20 protein-coding genes are annotated in these 23,001 nt (G+C 71.2%); 10 read left to right on the top strand and 10 right to left on the bottom strand.

The features are described 5' to 3' along the window. Positions 1–65: 65 nt before the first annotated feature. Together alc and allB are read right to left on the bottom strand one after the other, a co-directional pair. Positions 66–1,178 (bottom strand): allantoicase, encoded by a 1,113-nt coding sequence (gene alc / locus OHS33_RS29465; protein WP_330333445.1) that lies wholly within the window; start codon positions 1,176–1,178, stop codon positions 66–68. Positions 1,179–1,181: 3 nt separating this feature from the next. Beyond that, a complete protein-coding gene (gene allB / locus OHS33_RS29460; protein WP_330333444.1) occupies positions 1,182–2,525 on the bottom strand; it encodes an allantoinase AllB in 1,344 nt (447 codons plus the stop codon). A gap of 327 nt (positions 2,526–2,852) precedes the next feature. Between allB and OHS33_RS29455 the strand changes: the two genes are divergently transcribed. Beyond that, complete coding sequence (locus tag OHS33_RS29455) at positions 2,853–3,659, top strand: IclR family transcriptional regulator (RefSeq protein ID WP_330333443.1); 807 nt, start codon at positions 2,853–2,855, stop codon at positions 3,657–3,659. Between the two features lie 93 nt (positions 3,660–3,752). On the opposite strand, the gene OHS33_RS29450 is transcribed toward OHS33_RS29455, so the two are convergent. After that, entirely contained in the window at positions 3,753–4,436 is a 684-nt protein-coding gene (locus OHS33_RS29450) for an ABC transporter ATP-binding protein (protein ID WP_330333442.1), read from the bottom strand. Further along, entirely contained in the window at positions 4,433–5,536 is a 1,104-nt protein-coding gene (locus OHS33_RS29445) for an ABC transporter permease (RefSeq protein ID WP_330333441.1), read from the bottom strand. The genes OHS33_RS29450 and OHS33_RS29445 overlap by 4 nt, the downstream gene beginning before the upstream one ends. 134 nt (positions 5,537–5,670) lie before the next feature. Here OHS33_RS29445 and OHS33_RS29440 point away from each other — a divergent pair, with 134 nt between their 5' ends. Continuing rightward, the gene (locus tag OHS33_RS29440; RefSeq protein ID WP_330333440.1) at positions 5,671–7,071 is read left to right on the top strand and encodes a sensor histidine kinase; all 1,401 of its coding nucleotides are present in this window, start codon (positions 5,671–5,673) and stop codon (positions 7,069–7,071) included. Next, entirely contained in the window at positions 7,071–7,700 is a 630-nt protein-coding gene (locus tag OHS33_RS29435; protein ID WP_330333439.1) for a response regulator transcription factor, read from the top strand. Before OHS33_RS29440 ends, OHS33_RS29435 begins: the two co-directional genes overlap by 1 nt. A gap of 15 nt (positions 7,701–7,715) precedes the next feature. On the opposite strand, the gene yczR is transcribed toward OHS33_RS29435, so the two are convergent. After that, a complete protein-coding gene (yczR, locus tag OHS33_RS29430; protein WP_330333438.1) occupies positions 7,716–9,203 on the bottom strand; it encodes a MocR-like transcription factor YczR in 1,488 nt (495 codons plus the stop codon). 89 nt (positions 9,204–9,292) lie between these two features. Between yczR and OHS33_RS29425 the strand changes: the two genes are divergently transcribed. The 4 genes from OHS33_RS29425 (at position 9,293) to OHS33_RS29410 (ending at position 13,506) form a co-directional block, all read left to right on the top strand. Beyond that, on the top strand, positions 9,293–9,535 hold the full coding sequence (locus tag OHS33_RS29425; protein ID WP_330333437.1) for a hypothetical protein: 243 nt from the start codon (positions 9,293–9,295) through the stop codon (positions 9,533–9,535). After that, entirely contained in the window at positions 9,457–10,113 is a 657-nt protein-coding gene (locus OHS33_RS29420; RefSeq protein WP_330333436.1) for a nucleotidyltransferase family protein, read from the top strand. Before OHS33_RS29425 ends, OHS33_RS29420 begins: the two co-directional genes overlap by 79 nt. 250 nt (positions 10,114–10,363) lie before the next feature. Beyond that, positions 10,364–11,983, top strand: a complete 1,620-nt coding sequence (gene aceB / locus OHS33_RS29415; RefSeq protein ID WP_330333435.1) for a malate synthase A — start codon at positions 10,364–10,366, stop codon at positions 11,981–11,983. 332 nt (positions 11,984–12,315) lie between these two features. Beyond that, positions 12,316–13,506, top strand: coding sequence for a hypothetical protein (locus tag OHS33_RS29410; RefSeq protein ID WP_330333434.1), 1,191 nt, complete (start codon positions 12,316–12,318; stop codon positions 13,504–13,506). 69 nt (positions 13,507–13,575) lie between these two features. Here the strand turns inward: OHS33_RS29410 and OHS33_RS29405 are convergent, their stop codons facing one another. Next, positions 13,576–15,798, bottom strand: a complete 2,223-nt coding sequence (locus OHS33_RS29405) for a tetratricopeptide repeat protein (protein WP_330333433.1) — start codon at positions 15,796–15,798, stop codon at positions 13,576–13,578. 200 nt (positions 15,799–15,998) lie between these two features. Between OHS33_RS29405 and OHS33_RS29400 the strand changes: the two genes are divergently transcribed. Further along, complete coding sequence (locus OHS33_RS29400) at positions 15,999–17,051, top strand: radical SAM protein (protein ID WP_330333432.1); 1,053 nt, start codon at positions 15,999–16,001, stop codon at positions 17,049–17,051. Beyond that, complete coding sequence (locus OHS33_RS29395; protein WP_330333431.1) at positions 17,039–17,227, top strand: hypothetical protein; 189 nt, start codon at positions 17,039–17,041, stop codon at positions 17,225–17,227. Before OHS33_RS29400 ends, OHS33_RS29395 begins: the two co-directional genes overlap by 13 nt. On the opposite strand, the gene OHS33_RS29390 is transcribed toward OHS33_RS29395, so the two are convergent. Then, positions 17,228–18,124, bottom strand: coding sequence for a hypothetical protein (locus OHS33_RS29390; RefSeq protein WP_330333430.1), 897 nt, complete (start codon positions 18,122–18,124; stop codon positions 17,228–17,230). Between the two features lie 129 nt (positions 18,125–18,253). Between OHS33_RS29390 and OHS33_RS29385 the strand changes: the two genes are divergently transcribed. After that, the gene (locus OHS33_RS29385) at positions 18,254–18,661 is read left to right on the top strand and encodes a hypothetical protein (RefSeq protein ID WP_330333429.1); all 408 of its coding nucleotides are present in this window, start codon (positions 18,254–18,256) and stop codon (positions 18,659–18,661) included. Positions 18,662–18,736: 75 nt separating this feature from the next. Here OHS33_RS29385 and OHS33_RS29380 read toward each other — a convergent pair whose 3' ends face one another. The 3 genes from OHS33_RS29380 to pucL form a co-directional block, all read right to left on the bottom strand. Continuing rightward, positions 18,737–20,128, bottom strand: coding sequence for a nucleobase:cation symporter-2 family protein (locus tag OHS33_RS29380; RefSeq protein ID WP_330333428.1), 1,392 nt, complete (start codon positions 20,126–20,128; stop codon positions 18,737–18,739). 356 nt (positions 20,129–20,484) lie between these two features. Then, positions 20,485–21,888 (bottom strand): 8-oxoguanine deaminase, encoded by a 1,404-nt coding sequence (locus tag OHS33_RS29375; protein ID WP_330333427.1) that lies wholly within the window; start codon positions 21,886–21,888, stop codon positions 20,485–20,487. A 188-nt stretch (positions 21,889–22,076) separates the two neighbouring features. After that, positions 22,077–23,000 (bottom strand): factor-independent urate hydroxylase, encoded by a 924-nt coding sequence (gene pucL / locus OHS33_RS29370; RefSeq protein WP_330333426.1) that lies wholly within the window; start codon positions 22,998–23,000, stop codon positions 22,077–22,079. Between the last annotated feature and the right edge of the window lies 1 nt (position 23,001).

Below are 23,001 nucleotides of genomic sequence, written 5' to 3'. Positions count from 1 at the left end.
CACGCCTGTGGGGCGCACCGGTTGTCTGACAACCGGTGCGCCCCACAGGGCCGTTCAGTGCGGGATCAGCCGCCCAGCTCCTGGTGACGGGCGCTCAGGGCGGCCGCGCCCTGGTCCGTCAGCGAGCCGAAGAGGCGCAGGCGGGAGAAGCCGCCGTCCGGGAAGATGTCGATGCGGACGTGGCTGCCGACCGCCGGGGCGTCCAGCACGAACCGGTGGTTCGTGTCGGGCTGCAGGCGGGTGCGCGGCAGGAACTCCTGCCACTCGCCCTCCTCGCCGGACTTGATGGAGAGCGAGGCCCAGCCGGCCGAGTTGCCCTTGAGGTAGGCGGTGTCGATCTCGACCGCGCGGATCTCGGACTCGGCGACGAGCTGGTAGCGGATCCAGTCGTTGCCGTTGTCGCGGCGACGGGCGGTCTCCCAGCCGTCGTCCATCTTGCGGGAGCGGCCCGGGGCGATGGTGTTGGTCGGCGGGGAGTAGAAGCGGTTGGACGCGTCCTGGACCGAGCCGCCGTTCTCCAGCGCGACCACGTCGAAGGAGCCGAGCGCGGCGAGCCACCGCGGGTCGGGGACGACCTCGCCGTAGACGCGCAGGCGGGCTACGCCGCCGTCGGGGTGCTGGTTGAGGCGCAGGTGCGTGAAGCGCTGCTCGGCGGACACCTCGAAGCCGTTGGCCGCGTGGCCGCCGACGGCGGTGCGCGGGACGAGGGTCGTCCACTTCACGTCGTCGCCGAGGAGTTCCTCGGGGGTCGGGGCGCCCGCCACCGAGGTGCCCTCGACGGAGACGGCCTGCGGCATGTTGCCGCGGAAGTGCGCGGTGTCGACGACGATGCCGCGGATCACGCCGGGGGCACCGAGGCGGATCAGCGCGTAGTCGTGGTCCTCGGGGGTCGGCCAGGGCTGCTCGGCGGAGACGCCGCGGCGGCGGCGGGTCTCCCAGCCGTCCATGACCTTGCCCTTGTGGCCGAAGTGCTCGGGGTCGAAGTGCGCGGCCTCTTCGATGAGCAGGTTCTCGCGCTCGGCGAAGAACTCGTCGTTGGCGAAGGTGACACCGGCACCCAGGGTGCGGGCGGCAAGGTTCGCGTACTGGGTGAACGGGAAGTCCGCGGTGCGGTAGTCCGCGTACGGGTCGCCGCCCCCGTACGGGTTCGCGTTACCGGTGAAGGAGGGAATCGCCACTTGTCAGTTCTGCCTTTCGAGGAGTCGGCCGGTGGGCTCGTTCGGGGTGCCGTGGTCGGCGATCTGCGTTCCGCGCAGCCAGGTGGACTTCACGACGCCGTGCAGGGTCTTGCCCGCGTACGCCGTGACCCGGTTGCGGTGGTGCAGGTGGGCCGGGTCCACGGTGAAGGTCTCTTCGGGGGCCAGGACGGCGAAGTCGGCGTCGCGGCCGGCCTCGATCGCGCCCTTGCCGGGGAGGCCCGCCAGCTTGGCCGGGGCGGCCGACATCCAGCGGACGACGTCCTCCAGGCTGTGCCCGCGCTCGCGCGCCGCGGTCCAGATCGCCGGGAGACCCAGCTGGAGGGAGGAGATGCCGCCCCACGCGGTCGCGAAGTCGTCCGTCTTCAGGTCCGCCGTGGAGGGCGAGTGGTCGGAGACGATGCAGTCGATGGTGCCGTCGGCGAGCGCCTCCCACAGGAGGTCCTGGTTCGCGGCCTCGCGGATGGGCGGGCAGCACTTGAACTCGCTGGCGCCGTCCGGCACTTCCTCGGCCGTGAGGGTGAGGTAGTGCGGGCAGGACTCGACGGTGATCCGTACGCCCTCGGCCTTGGCGGCGGCGATCAGCGGCAGCGCGTCGGAGGAGGACAGGTGCAGCACGTGGACGCGCGCGTCCAGCCGCCTGGCCTGGGCGATCAGGTTCCCGATCGCGGTGTTCTCGGAGTCCCGCGGGCGGGAGGCGAGGAAGTCGGCGTACTTGGGGCCGGGCACCTGCGGCGCGGACTCCAGGTGGTGCGGGTCCTCGGCGTGCACGATCATCAGGCCGCCGAAGCCGCTGATCTCGGCGAGGGAGGTGGCCAGTTGCTCCTGGTCCAGCTCGGGGAACTCGTCCACGCCGGAGGGCGACAGGAAGCACTTGAAGCCGTAGACCCCGGCGTCGTGCAGCGGGCGCAGGTCCTTGACGTTGTCGGGCAGCGCGCCGCCCCAGAAGCCGATGTCCACGTGCGCCTTGGCGCGGGCGACCTCCTGCTTGACGCGCAGGTTGTCGACCGTGGTGGTCGGCGGGAGGGAGTTGAGCGGCATGTCCAGGATGGTGGTGATGCCACCGGCCGCGGCGGCGCGGGTGGCCGTCCAGAAGCCCTCCCACTCGGTGCGGCCGGGGTCGTTCACATGGACGTGGGTGTCGACCAGGCCGGGGAGCAGTACGTCGTCCCCGAAGTCCTCCAGCCGGGCCCCGGCCGGCACCTCGGCCTCGTACGGCAGTACGGCCGCGATCTTCCCGGCGGCGACGGCGACCGAGGCGGCACGCGTCCCCTCGGGGGTGATGACGCGCGTCGAGCGCAGTACCAGTTCCACGACGTCGGCGGACACCGGAACCTCCCCATCTACTTCCACAGAGCGAAATTCAACGTTCTGTTGACGGAGTCTTCACGGCGATGCGGGGCCAGTCAAGAGTCCCCGGACGGACCACTGACACACCTCCGCCGCAATTGGATGTTTCCACAGGATGGAATTAAGATTTCGCTCTACAGAATGTAGCTACCACCACCGGGGCTCCGGCGGGTGACCTCCCGAGGCGGTACTCCACCCGGACAAACCGCCTCTGACCGGCAAAGACGGCCTGGCCCCGGCACTAGGGCCGGTGCCGACCGCCGGGTAGGCTGCTGCCTTGCCTGCCAGCACCGAAAGGACCGCGCCGTGCCGACGTCCAGCGCCAGCACCACCGACGCTTCCTCCAAGACCCCCGCCGCCAGCGGTGGCGTCCAGTCCCTTGAGCGCGCCTTTGATCTGCTCGAACGCATGGCCGATGCCGGGGGCGAGGTCGGCCTCAGCGAGCTGTCCGCCACCAGCGGACTGCCCCTGCCCACCATCCATCGCCTCATGCGCACCCTCGTGGCGTGCGGCTACGTCCGGCAGCAGCCCAACCGACGGTACTCCCTCGGTCCCCGGCTGATCCGCCTGGGCGAGTCCGCGTCGCGGCTCCTCGGCACGTGGGCCCGCCCCTACCTCGCCCGCCTGGTCGAGGAGACCGGCGAGACGGCGAACATGGCCCTGCTCGACGGGGATGAGATCGTCTACGTCGCCCAGGTGCCCTCGAAGCACTCCATGCGCATGTTCACCGAGGTCGGCCGCCGGGTTCTGCCGCACTCCACGGGCGTGGGCAAGGCGCTGCTCGCGTACACCCCCGCCGACGAGGTACGGGCCCTGCTCGCCCGCACGGGCATGCCCGCCGCGACCGAGAAGACCATCACCACCCCCGAGGGCTTCCTCGCGGCGCTGGAGCAGGTCCGCGAGGTCGGTTACGCCGTCGACGACAACGAGCAGGAGATAGGGGTCCGCTGCCTCGCCGTCTCGGTGCCGAACTCGCCGACGGCCGCCGCGATCTCCATCTCGGGTCCGGCCGGCCGGGTCACCGAGGCCCTGACCGACTCGATCGTGCCGATCCTGCAGGGCATCGCGGCCGAGCTGTCGGTCGCGCTCTCCACGCAGAACCCGGCGCAGTAGCAGGCGGCAGGATCCCGAGCAGGCGAAGACCCCGGCCCCCCTCCCAGGAGGGGGGCCGGGGTCTTCGCCGTCGCCGGATCAGGCCACGTCGGATCAGGCCGCGGGGACGACCTCCGTCAGGCGGCCGTCGGTCATCGTCACCGTGCGGTCCATCCGCTCCAGGTGCGCGTGGTCGTGCGTGACCAGGACCGTCGCCGTCGACCGCTCGCGGGTGAGGGTGACCAGCAGGTCCAGGACCGCCGCGCCGCGCTCGTGGTCCAGGGCGCTGGTCGGCTCGTCGACCAGCAGCACGGAGGGCTCGTTCATCAGGGCGCGGGCGATGTTGACGCGCTGGCGCTGACCGCCGGAGAGCTGGTGCGGGCGCCTGTCGGCCTTGTCCGACAGGCCGACCGCGTCGAGCAGCTCCAGCGCCCGGCGGCGCAGCTGCCGGGAGGGCCTGCCCGAGAGGTGGGCCATCACCTGGAGCTGTTCGGCGGCGGTGAGCGAGGGCAGCAGGTTCGGCTGCTGGAAGACGATCCCGATCCGCTCGCGGCGCAGCCGCGCCTTGTCGGCGGCGCCGAGCGCCGCGGTGTCCTCCCCGGCCACCACGACCTTGCCCGAGTCCGGGGTGACCAGGGTGGCCGCCACCGCGAGCAGGCTGGACTTGCCGGAGCCGGAGGGCCCGACCACCGCGGTGAGGGTGCCCGCGGGGACCTCCAGGCGGACCGCGTCCAAGGCGGTGAGCCGGGCGTCGCCGTCCGGGTAGGTGAGCGTGACGTCGTGCACGAGCAGGGTCATCGGGCGCTCCCGAGGGCGGTCAGCGGGTCGACGGCGGTGATCCGCCGGATGGACAGGGCCGCCCCGACCGCGCCCAGCGCGATCATGATGGCGGCGGGCACCAGGACGGTGGCGGTGTCCAGGACGAAGGGCACGGCTCCGCCGCTGATCAGTACGCCGAACCCGGCGGCGAGCCCGGTGCCGAGGCCGGTACCCACCGCGAGCATCACCACGGCCTGGCCGAGCGCGTCCTTCAGCAGGTACGGGGTGGACGCGCCCAGCGCCTTGAGGACGGCGATGTCCCCGCTGCGCTGGATCGTCCAGACCGTGAAGAAGGCCCCTATGACGAGGGCGGAGATGACGAAGAGGAAGCCGCGCATCAGCTGGAGCGAGCCGTTCTCGGCCTGGTAGGAGCCGATGGCACCGAGTGCCTCGTCGGTGGTCTGGCTCTTGCTGGCGGAGGCCTTGTCACCGGCCGCCCAGTCCACGGCTCCGCCGCCGTCGAGGGCGACGACCGTGGCGAGGGTGTCCATGGACGTACCGGGGTTGCCGATGCGCTGCCAGTCGTTCAGGTCCATCCAGACGACCGGGGTGTGGCTATAGGAGGCGGTCCCGGAGACGGCGCCCACGGTCAGCTCCAGCGAACCGATCTTGAGCTTGGAGCCGGCCGCGAGGCCGCCGAGTTCCTTGGCCGCCTTCTCGGTCAGCAGCACCTGTCCCTGGGCGAGGGGGGCGAGGGCGCCGGGGCGGGCTTTGGGCGCCAGCCGTCCGCCGGGCTCGACGCCGAAGACGGAGACGGCGGCCGTACGCTCCCCCGAGACCGCGTTGGTGGTGCGGATGCCGAGCGGGTCGGCCGAGGTCACCCCCGGCTGCTCGCGCCAGGCCTGCCAGGCGCTCTCGGGAAGCTGGGAATTGGTGAAGGACACCTTCTGGTCACCGGCGGGCGCGGCGAAGGCGAGGCGGGTGGCGGGCAGACCGGTGATGGCCGAGATGTTCTCCCGGGCCAGTCCGGAGGTGAGCCCCGACAACAGGCCCACGAGCAGTGTGATCAGCACCACGACCGCGCCCATCAGGGCGAAGCGGCCTTTGGCGAACCGTAGATCTCTCCATGCGACGAACATGCTTCCCACCTTGGTCTTCCGCGTGGACACAAGGCATCGCGCCACAGTAGCGATCCTCGTATCGAAGGGCGCACGCCGACATCAAACTTTTGGTTGACCGGGGCCGGGCGGGGGCGACCTACGCTGGTCGGGCCATGGAATCCGCCCGTACCACCCACTCTTTCCAGCCGTCGCGACCCGGTCCCGCCGAGCCGCCCGCGGGGCCCGCCGCCGCCGGCCGCACGCTGACGCCCGTCTCGCGGGTGCTGCGCCTGTGCCTGCACGCCCTGTTCTTCGGGCTGATCGCCCTGGCCGCCGCCCGCGCCGTGACCTCGTCCGGGCCCTCTCCCGCGACCTCGTCCGCGGCTTCTTCCGCGCCCGGCGCGGGGTGGGTGGTCGCCGCCTGCGCGGTGCTGGCCGCCGTGTACGTCGCGGGCGTACGGGCGCCCGTCGTGCACCGCTCGCCCCGGGCCGGAGCGCTGTGGCTGGCCGGGCTCGGCGCCGCCTGGGCCGGGCTGCTGGTGGTCTCGCCGGACGGGCTGTGGATCGCGTTCCCGCTGTACTTCCTCGAACTGCACCTGCTGCGGCTGCGCTGGGCCGTCACGGCGGTCGCGCTGACCGCCTGCGCGGCGATCGGGGGCTTCCTGGCGCACAGCGGCACGGTGAACCCGGGGGCGTTCCTGGGGCCGCTCCTGGGCGGCGCCGTGGCGGTGGCGACCGTACTCGGCTACCAGGCCCTGTACCGGGAGAGCGAGCGCCGCCGCGAGCTGATCGAGGAGCTGATCGCCACGCGCGCCGAACTCGCGGCGGCCGAGCGGGGCGCGGGCATCCTGACCGAACGGGAGCGGCTCGCCCGCGAGATCCACGACACCCTCGCCCAGGGCCTCTCGTCCATCCAGCTGCTGCTGCGCGCGGCGGAACGCGCCCTCGGCGACGGCCCGCCCCCGGCGGGGTCGGGGCCGGGCGCGGACGATGACGGCAGGGGCCCCGACGACGGCAGGGTGGCGGCGCTCGGGCACATCGCCCGGGCCCGGGAGGCGGCCCAGGACAATCTGGCGGAGGCCCGGCGGTTCGTCCGGGCGCTGAGCCCGCCCGATCTGGAGCACGGCTCGCTCGCCGCCGCCCTGGAGCGGCTGTGCGTCGGCGCCCCGGGAGTGCGGGCGCGGTTCTCGCTGAGCGGGAGTCCGGCCGTACTGCCGACCCCGTACGAGGTGGCGCTGCTGCGCATCGCCCAGTCCGCGCTGGCCAATGTGGTCCGGCACGCGGGGGCCGGGCGCGCCGAGATCACCCTGACCTTCATGGACGCCTCCGTGACCCTGGACATCGTGGACGACGGCCGGGGCTTCGATCCCGCCGCGGCCCGCTCCGGCGGGAGCGGAGCCGGGGCCGATCGCGGACGCGCGGGCAGTGACGGAGGCAGCGACGGAGGCGGCTTCGGGCTCCCCGCGATGCGTTCGCGCGCCGAGACCCTGGGCGGCCTCTTCACCGTGGAGTCCGCGCCCGGCCAGGGCACCGCCGTGGCCGTCACCCTGCCCCTTCCCGTGGAGGCCCCCTGATGACCATCCGGCTGCTGCTCGCCGACGACCACCCGGTGGTCCGGGCCGGGCTGCGCGCGGTCCTGGACACCGAGCCCGGTTTCGCGGTCGTCGCGGAGGCCGCGACCGCCGAGCGGGCCGTGGAGCTGGCCGCCTCGGAACCGGTGGACGTGGTGCTGATGGACCTCCAGTTCGGCGCCGGAATGCACGGCTCCGAGGCGACGGCCCTGATCACGGCCCGGCCGGGCGCGCCGAGGGTGCTGGTCCTGACGACGTACGACACGGACGCGGACATCCTGGCGGCGGTCGAGGCGGGGGCCTCCGGCTACCTCCTCAAGGACGCGCCGCCCGAGGAGCTGGCCTCGGCGGTCCGGACGGCCGCCGCGGGCCAGTCCGCGCTCGCGCCCGCGGTGGCGCTGCGTCTGATGGACCGGATGCGCACCCCGGCCGAGGCGCTGACCAAGCGGGAGCTGGAGGTGCTCCAGCTGGTCGCCGACGGGCTGTCGAACCAGCAGATCTCCAAGAAGCTCTTCCTCAGCCAGGCCACCGTGAAGTCCCACCTGGTGCACATCTACGCGAAGCTCGGCGTCGATTCGCGCACGTCGGCGGTGGCGGCGGCGGGCGCGCGGCGGCTCATCCGCACGCCCTGACCCCCGGCGGACCTCTTACGCCACCCAGTGCGGGCGCTCGACGGCGGGCGCCAGCGGAACCCCGTCGTGGAGGGCCGCGGCCAGCCGGCGCACGCCCTCGTCGAGGCGGTCGGCGGGGAGGGTGTAGGGAATGCGCAGCCGGTGTTCGAAGGTCCCCGGGTCCACCCCGAAGCGGGCGCCCCGGCCGATGCGGACCCCGCCGGCCTGGGCGCGTTCGGCCAGGGCCGAGCTGACCGGTTCGCCGAGGTCCACCCAGAGCGAGAGGCCGCCGGGCGGCAGCCGCCAGGACCATTCCGGGGTGTGCCGCTGGAGCGAGGCGACCAGCGCGGCCCGCTGCTCGCGCAGCTGCGCGAGCCGCCCGGGCAGCGACCGGTCGAGGCCGTCCAGCAGCGGCAGCGCGACGAGCTGGTCGAGCACCGAACCGGTCATGTCGGTGCACACGCGTACGGTCGTCAGCTCGGCGATCATCTTGGCGGTGGCCCGGATCCAGCCGACCCGGAGCCCGCCCCAGTGCGTCTTGCTCAGCGAGCCGATGGTGACCACGTGGTCGGCGCCGCCGCGCGGGGCGAGCGAGGCCAGCGGCGGCTGCGCGGGCACATCGAGGGCGATGTCGGCGATGGTCTCGTCGACGACCAGCCAAGTGCCGGTGCGGCGGGTGGCGGCGAGCAGCCGCAGCCGCTGCTCCGGGGGCATCAGGGCCCCGGTGGGGTTCTGGAAGTCGGGGATGACGTAGGCGAGGCGCGGCACGGTCTGGCGCAGGGTGGATTCGGCGATCTCCATGTCCCACCCGGCGTCGGAGACGGCGATGGAGGCCGTGCGCAGCCCGGCACGGCGCAGCGCGTCGAGGGCGTTGGCGTAGGTCGGGTTCTCGGTGACCACGCGGTCCCCGGGGCGGCACAGCAGGGTGGTGACGAGCGTGAAGGCCTGCTGGGCGCCAGAGGTGACCAGGATCTGTTCGGGGCGGGTGGGCAGGCCGCGGCGGCTGAAGCGGTCGGCGATGGCCGTGCGCAGGTCGGGCAGGCCGAAGGGGTGATAGCCGGGGCTGCGGGCGAGGGCGGGCAGCCGGGGCGCGGCCCAGGCCAGGGCGTCGGTGAGGCTGCCCTCGGGCGCGCCCATGGCGGCGATGGCGAGGTCGATGCCGGGGTCGCCGTCGGCGCTGTAGCCGCCCGCGCCGACGAGGGAGTGGGCGCCGACCGGGGCGTGGCCGTCGGGGAGTTCCGTCCAGGTCCCGGATCCGCGGCGGCTGCGGACGTATCCGCTCTCGCGCAGCAGGTCGTAGGCGCTGGAGACGGTGGCCCGGCTGGCGCCGACGGCTTCGGCCAGCTCGCGTTCGGCGGGCAGGCGCACGTGCAGGGCGATCCGGCCGTCGAGGATCAGGGTGCGGACGGCGTCGGCGAGGCCCCGGTAGCCGGGGCGGGCGCGGACCTCCGCGGGCAGCAGTGCGGCGAGCTGGCGGCTGCCGATGGTTCTGTCCGCCGTCTGGACCACTCGCCCGTTCGCCATGCCAACCTCCCCTGATTGGCTCTGCCGGCCAGGCCAATCGGAGTCCAGACTCTCGGTATTGGCCCCCGATTGGCAAGGACGTACCGCACATGCTGACCGACCGTGACGAACGCGCGCTGATCCTGGCCACCGAGAACCGGATCTCGGCTCCGGTGCGGATCGGGGCGGCCGCGGCCCGGGCCGGGGCGGCGCTGGCCTCCGTACGCACCCTGCTGCGCCCCTCCCGGCCGGGCCGGGAGAGAGAATCGGAGACATGTCAGACACCTCGGCCTCAGCCGCCGTACCGGCTCCTCCCGTCCCCGCAGTCCACGACTCCTCCGCCCGCCCCGTGATCGCGGGGCTGCTGCTCGCGGCGGGCGGCGGGCGGCGGCTCGGCGGGCGCCCCAAGGCCCTGCTGCCCCACCACGGCCGGCCCCTGGTCGAGAACGCGGTCCGGGTGCTGCGCGAGGCGGGCTGCGCTCCGGTGCACGTCGTGCTGGGCGCCTCGGCGGACGAGGTGCGCGCCCGGGCGGACCTGGCGGGCTGCGTGGTGGTCGACAACCCCGACTGGGCCGAGGGCATGGGCTCTTCACTGCGGGTGGGGCTCGCCTCGCTGGCCGGTACGGACGCGGCCGCGGCCCTGGTGTCGCTGGTGGACCAGCCGGGCATCGGCGCGGTGGCGGTGGCCCGGGTCCGGGCGGCGTACCGCTCCCCCGCGAGTCTGGTCGCCGCGGCGTACGAGGGCGAGCGCGGCCACCCTGTGCTCTTCGGGGCGGACCGCTGGCCGGACATCGCGGCGACGGCGACGGGCGACAAGGGCGCCCGGGTGCACCTGTCGCGACACGCCGACGAGCTGGTCCTCGTGGAATGCGCGGACGTCGCGGAGGCTTTCGACATCGACACGCCCCCCGACCTGGCGCGTCTCGGTTGAGCGCCGTGTGACCGCGGTGGCACCCAGGGCCACCGGAGGGCGGAATCTGTCGACCCGGAGAATCTCGACATCAACAAACCATTGAACTTCCACCATGAGGAAATTACTATCCACTGGTCAGAAGCGCCCTGAACCACAGACGGCGCCCGCGACCGTTTCACGGAACTCTCTCCAGTCCGCGGCACTGCGTGCCGCATGCGCGAGCATTCCCCCGCGGCCGCCAGGCACCGCCGCTGAAGGAGTGACAGTTATGTCCGCACCAGCGCCGTCCCCGCTGGCCATCGTCGATGCCGAGCCCCTGCCCCGGCAGGACGAGGTCCTCACCGAAGCGGCCCTCGCCTTCGTGGCCGAGCTGCACCGGCGGTTCACCCCCCGCCGTGACGAGCTGCTCGCCCGCCGCGCCGACCGGCGCGCCGAGATCGCCCGCACCTCCAGCCTCGACTTCCTCCCGGACACCCGGGAGATCCGCGAGGGCGACTGGAAGGTCGCGCCGGCCCCGGCCGCGCTCAACGACCGCCGCGTGGAGATCACCGGTCCCACCGACCGGAAGATGACCATCAACGCCCTGAACTCGGGCGCCAAGGTCTGGCTCGCGGACTTCGAGGACGCCTCGGCTCCCACCTGGGAGAACGTCGTCACCGGCCAGCTCAACCTGATCGACGCCTACGAGCGCCGGATCGACTTCACCGACGCGCGCACGGGCAAGTCGTACGCCCTGAAGCCCGCGGAGCAGCTCGCCACGGTCGTCATGCGCCCGCGCGGCTGGCACCTGCAGGAGCGCCACCTCCAGATCGACGGCCGCCCGGTCCCCGGCGCCCTCGTGGACTTCGGCCTCTACTTCTTCCACAACGCGCAGCGCCTGATCGACCTCGGCAAGGGCCCGTACTTCTACCTGCCGAAGACCGAGTCCCACCTGGAGGCGCGCCTCTGGAACGAGATCTTCGTCTTCGCGCAGGACTACGTCGGCATCCCGCAGGGCACCGTCCGCGCGACCGTCCTCATCGAGACGATCACCGCCGCGTACGAGATGGAGGAGATCCTCTACGAGCTGCGCGACCACGCGGCCGGCCTGAACGCGGGCCGCTGGGACTACCTCTTCTCGATCGTGAAGAACTTCCGCGACGGCGGCGAGAAGTTCGTCCTGCCGGACCGCAACGCGGTCACGATGACCGCCCCGTTCATGCGGGCGTACACCGAACTGCTCGTGCGCACCTGCCACAAGCGCGGCGCGCACGCCATCGGCGGCATGGCGGCCTTCATCCCGTCCCGCAAGGACGCCGAGATCAACAAGGTCGCCTTCGAGAAGGTCAAGGCCGACAAGGACCGCGAGGCGGGCGACGGCTTCGACGGCTCCTGGGTCGCCCACCCCGACCTGGTCCCGATCGCGATGGCCTCCTTCGACGCGGTGCTCGGCGCCAAGCCGAACCAGAAGGACCGGCTGCGCGAGGACGTCTCGGTCGCCCCGGGCGAACTGATCGCGATCGACTCGCTGGACGCGAAGCCGACGTACGAGGGCCTGCGCAACGCCGTGCAGGTCGGCATCCGTTACATCGAGGCGTGGCTGCGCGGCCTGGGCGCCGTCGGCATCTTCGGCCTGATGGAGGACGCCGCCACCGCCGAGATCTCGCGCTCGCAGATCTGGCAGTGGATCAACGCGGGCGTCGTCTTCGAGAACGGCACCCTGGCCACCGCGGACCTGGCCCGCGAGGTCGCCGCCGCCGAACTCACGGCGATCCGCGCCGAGGTCGGCGAGGAAGCATTCGCGAACGGCAAGTGGCAGCAGGCCCACGACCTGCTCCTCCAGGTCGCCCTCGACGCGGACTACGCGGACTTCCTCACCCTCCCCGCGTACGACCAGCTCACCGGCTGACACTCCGGCCCCGGCCCTCGGCTGAACTCGCACAGCAGCCGAACCCCCGACGGCCACGAAGGTCCGGCCCGGTACCCCAGGTACCGGGCCGGACCTTTTTCACGTTCCACCCCGTTTTCACGTTCCACCCCGCCGCCCCGGCGCCGCCGCCCACCAGGCAAGACCGAACGTACGGTCGGGTGTTACCTCATCGTAATATGCGGCTACCTAGCGGTAACAACGCGCGGCGTGGCACGTTTCCGCTTGCCACCGGCCGGAGGTAACCCCCACTTACCCAGCCATGCGCGGACGTTGTTCCCGACTCCGGCATGGCCGACCGCAGGAGTTCCGCAGTGATCGGATTCCGCACCGTCAGCAAGACCCGGACCGGCCGTCGTGTGCGACGACTCGCCGGGGCCGGACTGGTCCTTCCGCTCGCCTTCAGCGCCCTGCTGGCGGGCGGGGCCGGGACCGCCGCCGCCAGTCCGGGCAACGGGCCCACCGCCGTGGTCTCCATGGGCGACAGCTACATCTCCGGCGAGGCCGGTCGCTGGAAGGGCAACAGCCTGACCAACACCGGCAGTCGGACCGGCACCGACCGCGCCTCGGTCAGCGGCAGCAGCTACGACCCGTCGAAGGTATACGGCGCCACCGCGGGCGGCTGCGACCGTTCGGACTCGGCCGAGGTCCGCAGCGCGGGGCCGGTCGCCGACGTGGCGGTCAACCTGGCCTGCTCCGGGGCGGTCACCGACAACGTGTTCCGCGCCTCGAACGGCGGGGTGTCCTTCAAGGGCGAGGCCCCGCAGGCCGATCAGCTCGCCGGGGTGGCCGCGGCCAACAACGTCAAGGTCATCGCGCTGTCCGTGGGCGGCAACGACCTCGGCTTCGCCGACATCATCAAAGAGTGCGCGTACGACTTCGTGCTCTGGGGCTCCTACTGCTACGACGACCAGCAGCAGGTGGTCGACCAGCAGATGGACGCCGTCATGGCGAAGGTCGGCAAGTCCGTCGACGAGATCCGCGCCGTGATGCGCGGCGCCGGGTACGCCGACAGCGCGTACCGCATCGTGCTGCAGTCCTACCCGTCGCCGATCCCGCGCGGCGCCGAGAACCGCTACACGCAGAGCGACTGGAGCCGGGTGAACACCGGCGGCTGCCCCTTCTGGAACAAGGACTCCGACTGGGCGCGCGACTCGCTCGTGCCGCAGATCGCGAACCGGCTGAAGGCGGTGGCCACGTCCAAGGGCACGGAGTTCCTCGACCTGCGGGACATGATGCAGGGCCGTGAGGTCTGCGCCAAGGCCAGCAAGCAGGTGACCACGGCGGCGCCCGCGTCGGCCAGGACGAGCGAATGGGCGCGCTGGATCGACAGCAGCGAGACCCAGGGGCCCATCCAGGAGGACATGCACCCGAACTACTTCGGGCAGCTGGCCGTCGGGCGCTGCCTCTCGCTGATCTACGCGCAGCCCGCGGGCGGCACCTTCGGCTGCCGCAACACCGCCGGGGGCGACCAGAGCGGGATGTACCTGACCCCGGCCTCGTAAGACCTCGTAGGACCTCGTAGGACCTCGTAGGACCCGTGTGTGACGTCGGACCCGTGTGTGATGTCGTGATCAGTCGGCGGTCCGCTGCTCGCTGATCACGGCATCACACCGGCCCTCGCAGTCGAGCAGCTCGCCCCGCACGTCGGCCGCATCGGGGTGACCGAGGTCTTCGAGGGTCGCGAGCGCGCGGAGCAAGTGGGGCCGTGCTTCGGTGAATTGGCCCCTGCCCTTGAAGGCGCGCGCGAGAATGCGCGAGGTGGCGGCCTCGCTGAGGCGATTGCCGAGTTCCTGGTGCAGCGCGAGCGCCTGTGCGGCGAAGCGGACCGCTTCGTCGAAGCGGCGCAGGGAGAGGTAGGTGTCGGCGAGCTTGTCCAGGACCAGCGCTTCTCCGTAAGCACGACCGAGGTCACGGAAGATCGCCAGAGACCGCTGCAGGGACTCGATCGCTTCGCCTTGGCCGGTATGGCGCCCCAGGGCGCTGTACGCGGGGGCGATGTTCTCCAGGGAGTGCGCGGCCAGAGCGGCATCGCCGTTGCGTTCGGCGGTGATCAGAGCGCGACTCAGATGCTCGATCGCCTCGTCGAAACGACCGAGCGACACCAGACAGTCCCCGATGCTGTTCAGGCACCACCCTTCGTCCTCGCCGGTCTCCCGGCTGAGGGCGAGGGCCTCACGGTTGCGCCGCAGGCTCTCCTCGTACGACCCGCGGTAGGAGAGGGCGGCCCCGAGGGACCGCAAGGTGATCGCCTCGGCATGTACGTCGCCCAGGCGGCGGGCGGCGGCCACGGCCGTCTCGGAGGCCGTGACCCAGTCGGTGGTCGGCCGTCGCAGCTGGAAGAAGGACCTGAGGGCGATCGGCAACTGCCACGCCACGACGAACTCGCCCACCTCGGCGGCCTGGCGGCAGGCCGCGAGGAGATTCGGGAACTCCGTCTCACACCAGCCCATCGCCGCGGCGCGGGACGGGAAGGCGATGGTCAGCTCAGGTGGGGGACGCTCGCCGGGCGTCCGGTCGAAGGGCGTCGGCCCCCTGCGGACGTCGAGGTGCGCGGCGGCCTGCTCAGCCGTGAACAGATACCACGTCAGCAGACGCCGAAGAGCGGCCGAGCGGTCCTGCGGGGATTCCTCGGACACGCGCTCGCGCGCGTAGTCGCGCAGCAGGTCGTGGAACCGGTAGCGATCCGGGCCCGCCGGCTCAAGGAGATGCAGGCCGGCGAGCCCGCCGAGGACACGGGCGCTCTGATGGGGCGGGAGTCCCGTGAGGGCCGCGGCTGCCGGCACGCTGACCTCGGGACCTGAAACCAGTCCGAGAAGGCGAAAGGTCCGCGCCGCCATGGGGGAAAGTTCGCGGTACGACCAGGAGAACACTTCTCGGATCGCCGTCGTCTCGTCGTCGTCGTAGGTGGTCAGGACGTCCAACCGGCGGCCTTCGGAGCCGAGTTCGCGGGCCAGGGCGTCGAGGGGCACCTGCGGATGGAGCGCCGCCCGCTCGGCCGCGATGCGCAGGGCCAGGGGAAGGTGGAAACAATGGCTCGCCAGCCTGGCGGACGCCACGGGTTCCGCGTCGACGCGTTCCCCGCCCAGGATGGAACGCATCAGCTCGGTCGCGTCCCGGGGGGCGAGCGGGCCGACGACGATGCGTCGGGCCCCCTCGCGGACGACAAGACCGGACAGCTGGCTCCGGCTGGTCACGAGCATCAAGGACCCCGAGGTGCCGGGGAGGAGCGGACGCAACTGGGCGGCGCTGCGCGCATTGTCCAGAAAGATGACGAGGCGTCGCCCGCTGACGACGTGGCGGTACAGGGCCGCCCTGGCGTCCAGGTCCGGCGGGATGCTGCCCGGAGGCACATCCAGACTCACGAGGAAATTCTGCAGGGCCTGGTGGGGGGTCAGCGGAGGGCCGGCGTCGTAGCCCTGGAGGTTGAGGTAGAGGTGACCGTCCGGAAAGCGGTCGCGCACGGCGTGGGCCCAGTGGACGGCGAGCGCCGACTTGCCCACTCCCGCGCCGCCGACGACCGCCGCGATCAGCAGGGTTGCCGGTTCCCCGGCACCGGAGGCCGCGAGGAGCGCGTCGAGCCGGGCCAGTTCGGCCGTACGGCCGACGAAGTGGGTGGGTTTCGGGGGAAGTTGCCGCGGCACTGTGACCGCCACCGCCACCGTCACCGGAGCGGGCCGTCCGGTGTGGAAGTGCACACCACCGGAAACGTGGCCCGCCTGGACGACGTTGTCGGCGGTACCGGGAAACTCATTGTGCGAGCCGCCGGATGGATGTGGATCAACACGATCTTTCATGAGGCCGCATCAATCGTCCGAAAGTCGGGGATCCAGCGTACGAGGGCGCGCGGAACGCTGTCCACGGCATTGACACGCTCGGCCGCGACCCCGTTCCATGAAAAATCGCCCCGTACGAAGACCGTAGGAGGGTGTGCGTGCACGCGGCGTCCAGCGGTGACAGTGGGGCGGCTCTCGGGCTGCGACCGTCCGTTCTGGTGATGCAGCCGACGACCTTCTGCAATCTTGACTGCAGATATTGCTACCTGCCCGACCGGGCCGAGCGCCTGGACATGCCGGCCACCGTCAACCGCGCCGCCGCCGGGGCCGTGGCCCGCTGGCGGGACTCGGGGCACGAGGTCGGGGTCCTCTGGCATGCGGGAGAGCCGCTCACGGTCGGTGTCCGGAAGTTCGGCGAGCTGCTCTCCGACTGGCCTCCCGGCACCGCACATCAGATCCAGACGAATGCGACCTTGATCGATGGGGCCTGGTGCGATCTGTTCGACCGGTACGGCGTCCGGGTGTCCGTGAGCATGGACGGGCCACGGGCCATGAACGCGGACAGGGTCACCCGCGGGGGCCACCCCGCCTGGCGAAGGATCGCGGCCGGGATCGCGGTGCTGCGGAGCCGGGGGATCCCCTTTCACCTGCTGTCCGTGGTGCGCGATCCCGCGCCCGAGGTCGCCCGGCTGGTCTACGCCCACGCCTGCGACATCGGAGCGGAGGTGCTGGGAATCCTGCCCGAGGAGACGAAGGGCGCCCATGGCGAAGGCTCATCGGCGGACAGGAGCGCATGGGTGGGCTTCTTCGCCGAGCTCTTCACGCGGTGGCGGGCGAACCCCGTGGTGCGGCTGCGGGAACTCGAATCGGTGGCGAACTCCTACGACGCGGTGCGATCCGGGATCACCGCCGCGGAGGTCCTGAGCATGCCCGTGGAGCCCATTCCCGCCGTGTCGTACAACGGCGAAGTGACGGTCATGTCCCCGGACCTGGCGGGCTTCCGGCATCCACGTCACGGGGCCTTCACGGTGGGCAACGTGCTGCGGCATCCCCTTGAGGAGCTGCTGAGCGGGGCGGGCTCGGTCCCGTGGGTCCGCGAGGCCCTCGCCGGCGTGGACGCCTGTCGCCGAACCTGCCGCTATGCCGTCGCCTGTGGCGGAAGCTGGCCCGCGAACAAGTACTTCGAACTCGGGCGGCTCGACGGCACCGAGACGAATTTCTGCCGGAACCTCCATCAAGCGAAGACCGAAGGAGCGTTACTGTGCCATCCCTGAGCTGCCAACACGCCCCGGAACTCACCATCGAGGACGATCTGCTCGCGCACGGGGAGCAGCTCGAATGGCTGCTGCGGCCGATCCCCCGGGCCGGCACTCCGACCGATCGCGACGGTGGCCTCGTCTTCCACGCGTTCCAGTCGATGAGCCAGACCTGGAGCCGCTCCAGCGCCTGATCACATCCGGGAAAACGCACCCCGCGGGAAGGTTCCGGCGAAGACCAGCGCGCTGGACGGTTTCCGGCGGCCCTCCATCGATCCGTCGTGCAGGGCGAGTCCGGCGGGCAGGACGACCAGCTCTCCCACTTCGGTCGTCCAGACGGCACAGACGATGCGCGACACCTCATCCGGATGTCCGACGAGGAACTCACGGAGCTGCGCGGTGGTCGGTACGTTCCGGCTGTCACCGGGACTGACCCGGTCCGACAGATGCAGGGCGGACATGTTCAGTGCGAAGACCAGTGACCGGGAGCCCGGCCCCAGGTTGTGAATGACGCGCCGGTCCGCGCGCGCGACACGGACGTCGCGGGGATGGCGTTCGCCTTCGCCCTGACCGGTCCAGGCGTTGTCGTAGTGCATGCCCACCCAGCGGGCCACCGCGGGCTCCGAATACCGTGCGATGCGCGGGTCCATCACGGTGGTGGTCCGCGTGCCGCCCCGCGCCGTGAGCACGTCCACCAGCCGTCCCGCATGCGGGCCGAGCGCGTAGCGCGAACCGTGGTGGGGCAGGAAGTCCGGCCGGGCGGCCTCCGCCGAGGCGGCGGCCACCACCCGGTGGTGGGAGCGGTCCAGTGCACCGAAGCCGACACACAGGCCCGCGGGCGTCCCGGGTTCCGCCAGGAACGGTGTGATGCGCCGGAGCCGCCCGGCGGTCAGCGGCGCCGGTGCGTCCGGCACGATCGCATCCCGCGCGAATCCGCCGTGCGCCACCTCTTCCGGCGTCGCCACATGGACGCCGCACACCGACAGCCGGTGCCGGTGCGTCCACAGCCACCCGCCCGGGCAGTCGAGCCTGATCGACCTGTCGTCGACCTGTAAAGAGGCCAGTGCCGCATCCACGGAACCCTCGCTCATGTCCACGGGACTACCCGCGGGGCTCCCTCGCCACTCCTCCCCGCACGGCGGCCGGAGCACCCTCTCCAGCCTCTGCCCGAGGCAGTCGAACGGCGCTATTTTGAAGGGGCGGAGAGGGAGGGGGAGCCCATGTTCGACGCGTCAACGGCACAGGCGGTGGCAGCGGTGGTGACCGCGGCCGCGACCGGTGCCGCGACCGAGGCCGGGCGCGAGGCGTGGACCTCGCTGCTCCGGCTCGCACGGCGGGCCGTCCGGCGCTCACCCGGAACATCCGAAGCGGACCTGCTGCCCGTCGACCCGCGGGATCCGGCTCAGGTCCGGACGCTCGCCGGGCTCGTCCTTGAGGAAGCGGCGCGGGACGACGATTTCGCGGCGGCCCTGGAGAGCTGGACGCGTGTCGTCGGTGCCCGGCTGGGACTCGCCCCGCAGGTGAGCGGCGTACACAACGAGGTGACGGGCAACGCCCAGGTCACCACGGTGATCCAGGCGGGCACCGTACAGGGCGGGATCAGCTTCGGGCAGGGTCCGCCGGCCTAGCGGATGGTGCGCACGCATACGGCGGTGCGTACGCCACGCCCGCAGTGGGTGGCGTGCGCACCGCCGTACGTCCGTTCAATGCGCCGGGACCGCTTCCGGGGCGGTGGCGGGGGCCACGCCCTTCTTGGCGCCCAGGTGATTGAAGGCCAGGTTGAGCACGATGGCCACCACGCAGCCCGTGCTGATGCCGGAGTCGAGGACGACCAGCAGGTCCTTCGGGAAGGCGTGGTAGAAGCCGGGCGCCGCGATCGGGATCAGGCCGATCCCGAGGGAGGCGGCGACTATCAGGGCGTTCTCGCCCTTCTCCATGGCCGCGCCCGCCAGGGTCTGGATGCCGCTGGCCGCGACCGAGCCGAAGAGGACGATGCCCGCGCCGCCGAGGACCGGCAGCGGGACCAGCGCGATGACGGAGGCCGCCATCGGGCACAGGCCCAGCAGGATCAGGATGCCGCCACCGGCCGCGACGACGAACCGGCTGCGCACCTTGGTCATGGCGACCAGCCCGATGTTCTGGGCGAAGGCGCTGCACATGAAGCCGTTGAAGAGCGGGCTGATGGCGCTGCCGAGGGTGTCGGCGCGCAGTCCGCCCTCGATGGTCTTCGCGTCCGCCGGGCGGCCGACGATCTTGCCCAGGGCCAGGATGTCGGCGGTGGACTCGGTCATGCAGACCAGCATGACGATGCACATCGAGATGATCGCGGCGACCTGGAACTGCGGGGCCCCGAAGTGGAACGGGGTCGGGAAGCCGACCAGGTCCGCGCTCTTGATGGGGCCGAAATCGGTCATGCCCAGCGGGATCGCGATGAGCGTGCCGGCGACCAGGCCGAGCAGGATGGCTATCTGCTGGAGGAAACCGCGCAGGAACTTGCGCATCAGCAGGACGATGACCAGGGTGACGGCGGCCAGCCCGATGTTCTTCACCGAGCCGTAGTCGGCGGCGGTGCGGTTGCCGCCCTGGGACCAGTTGAAGGCCACGGGCAGCAGCGACACACCGATGAGGGTGATCACCGTACCGGTGACGACCGGCGGGAAGAAGCGGACCAGTCTGCCGAAGTAGGGGGCCGCGAAGAAGCCCACCAGGCCGGCGACCATGATCGCGCCGAAGATGACGGGGATGGCGTCGGCGCCCTCACCCTTGCCGATGGCGATCATCGGGGTCACACCGGCGAAGGAGACGCCGTTGACGAAGGGGAGTTTGGCGCCGATCTTCCAGAACCCGAGGGTCTGGAGGAGGGTGGCGAGGCCTGCGGTGAAGAGCGAGGCGCCCATCAGGAAGGCGGTCTCGGTCGGGGAGAGACCGACGGCCGGGCCGACGATCATGGGTGGGGCGACCACACCGGCGTACATGGCGGCCACGTGCTGGAGACCGCTCGTGAACATTTTCAGCGGAGGCAAGGTCTCGTCGACCGGGTGCTTCTCCTCCGGTACTGCGACTGCGTCTTTGCGGAACCTGGGCGTTGCGGCCACGGCTTCCTCCGGTCGGTTAAACACGTCGGCAGGGACGTGGGTGTCTTGGAGGTGGTGCGAAAGCTGTGCGAGTCGAGCTTTTGAGCCTGTGTTGAGTTGTCAGTGGTGCGCGGTGTGCGGTGTGCGGTGAGGAGAAACGATTCGCCCGAGTCGTTCTCCGCGAAGGCCGAAGCGGCCGAAGAGCTGGAGGTGCCGTGGCAGTGGCGCGGGGCACGTGCTGCGGAGCAAGTGGCACGAGTCACCGTCCCCGGGGGCGCCGTAGGAACGCGGCACCGCCCGGGACCGGCTGCCGCGGACCCCGCTCGGGTCCGCGGCGACCGGACGGGGGCCGTCCCCCCCGACCGGACTCCCTGGGATCAGGCCTGCGCGGAGATCCGCGCGAGGCGCTGGGCCTCTTCCCGGGTGGACACCGCGATGGCGTCCTCGTCCGCGAAGAGCAGTCGGTTGTTCTCGACGATCTGCTTGCCGTTGACCAGCGACAGGGTCACCGGGGCGGCGGCACCGAAGACCAGCGCGGTCACCGGGTCGGCGATCGAGGAGTGGGCCAGGGTGCTCAGGTTCCACATCACCAGGTCGGCGCACTTGCCGACCTCCAGCGAACCGATGTTGTCGGCGCGGCCGAGGACCTGGGCACCGCCGTAGGTACCGAGGCGCAGGGCCTGGCGCGCGTTGAGGGCGCGCTCGCGGTGGACCGGGTTCAGGCGGTTGATGAGGAGCGCGTTGCGCAGCTCGGTGTGCAGCTCGCCCGACTCGTTGGAGGCGGTGCCGTCCACGCCGAGGCCGACCGGGACACCGGCGGCGAGCATGTCCGGGACGCGGGCGATGCCGGCGGCCAGACGCGCGTTGGAGGACGGGCAGTGCGCGACACCGGTCTTGGTACGGGCGAACGCGGCGATGTCGGAGTCGTTCATGTGGACGCTGTGCGCCATCCACACGTCCTCGCCGAGCCAGCCGGTCGACTCGAAGTAGTCGGTCGGGCCCATGCCGAACAGTTCCTTGCAGAACTGCTCTTCCTCGACGGTCTCCGAGCCGTGCGTGTGCATGCGCACACCCAGGCGGCGGGCCAGCTGGGCGCCCTGCTTCAGCAGCTCGGTGGAGACCGAGAAGGGGGAGCACGGGGCGACGGCGACCTGGGTCATCGCGTCGAAGGAGTAGTCGTGGTACTTCTTCACGGTCGCCTCGGTGTCGGCGAGCGCGCCTTCGAGGGTCTCGACCGCGTGGTCCGGCGGCAGGCCGCCGTCCTTCTCGCTGCGGTCCATCGAGCCACGGGCGAGGGTGAAGCGGACACCCATCTCGGACGCGGCGCGGATGATCGAGCCGGAGAGGTCGCCGGAACCCTTGGGGAAGACGTAGTGGTGGTCCATCGCGGTGGTCACACCACCCTTGGCCATCATCGCCAGGGAGCCCTGCGCGGCCGTGTACGTCATCTGCTCGTCGATGCGCGCCCAGGTCGGGTACAGCGCGACGAGCCAGTTGAAGAGGTTGTGGTCGGTGGCCAGACCACGCGTGATCCACTGGTAGAAGTGGTGGTGCGTGTTGACCAGACCGGGGGTCACGAGGTGCCCGGTGCCGTCGATCCGACGGACGACGTTCTCGAGGTTCTCGGGGGCCTTGCCCGCGCCGATGGACTCGATCTTGTTGCCGGCGACGACGACGTGACCCGAGGCGTACTCGGTGTCCTTCGCGTCGACGGTCGCAATCGCACAGTTCTCGATGACGATGCGCTCTACCGCGCCGTCAATGGCTGCCGATGCTGCCATGGGACTTCCTCGTGCTTTCAGTGGCGGTTGGGGCACGGCAAAGCCCGGGGTTTTGAGTGCCGGAGCCGGGGGCCTTGACAGCTGACAGTACTGCCGCCCCGTGTGTGCGTCCGGGTGCCGATTCACGAAGCTGAAAAGTGTCGCGCGGTCCCGGGGCCACTGCGGAGCCCCGGGACGCGCGTGCCGCGTCAGAGGTTGGTCATGTCCACGGGGATACGGGCGTCGACGCCGTCCCGGAGAACCGTTGCCTCGATCAGACCGTAGGGACGGTCCGCGGCGAAGTACACCTCGTTGTCGTTCTTGAGGCCGAAGGGCTCCAGGTCGACGAGGAAGTGGTGCTTGTTCGGGAGCGAGAAGCGGACCTCGTCGATCTCCGAACGGTGGTTGATCATGCGCGAACCCATCTGGTACAGGGTCTGCTGCAGCGACAGGGAGTAGGTCTCGGCGAAGGCCTGCAGCATGTGCTTGCGGGTCTCGGCGTAGGACTTCTCCCAGTTGGGCATCCGCTGCTCGTCGTCCGACCAGTTGAAGCGCCAGCGGGCGGACACCTGGGTGGCCAGGATCCGGTCGTAGGCTTCCTTGAGGGTCGTGTACTTGTCCTTCACGTAACCCCAGAACTCGGAGTTCGTGGAGTTCATGACGACCAGGTCCTTGAGGCCGGAGATGACCTCCCAGTTCTGGCCGTCGTACGTGATCTGGGTGACCCGGGTCTCCTGGCCCTCACGGACGAAGGAGTGGTTCACCTCGTCGGAGCCGATGAACTTCGAGTTGGCGTCCGAGGTGGCGATCCGGGACCAGGAGTACTCCTCGATCCGGATCCGGGCCTTCTGGATCGGCTCCTGGCTGTTCACGAACCAGCGCGCCAGGTGGATGCCGAACTGCTCGGCGGACTCGATGCCGTACTCCTTGGCGAACGCGTACACCGTGTTCTTGGTGGTGTCCGTCGGAAGGACGTTGGCGTTCGAGCCGGAGTAGTGGACGTCGTCCATGTCGCCGGAGAGGGCGACCGAGACGTTCAGGTCCTTGATGTGGTGGGTGTCGCCGTCCCGCGTGATCTTGACTACGCGGTTCTCTGCTTTGCCGTACTGGTTCTGGCCCAGAATGGTGGCCATG

It is taken from the genome of Streptomyces sp. NBC_00536 (assembly GCF_036346295.1).
Taxonomy (GTDB): Bacteria; Actinomycetota; Actinomycetes; order Streptomycetales; family Streptomycetaceae; genus Streptomyces.
Note: the sequence above shows the minus strand (reverse complement) of the source record. Positions and strands in the feature narration are given on the sequence as shown.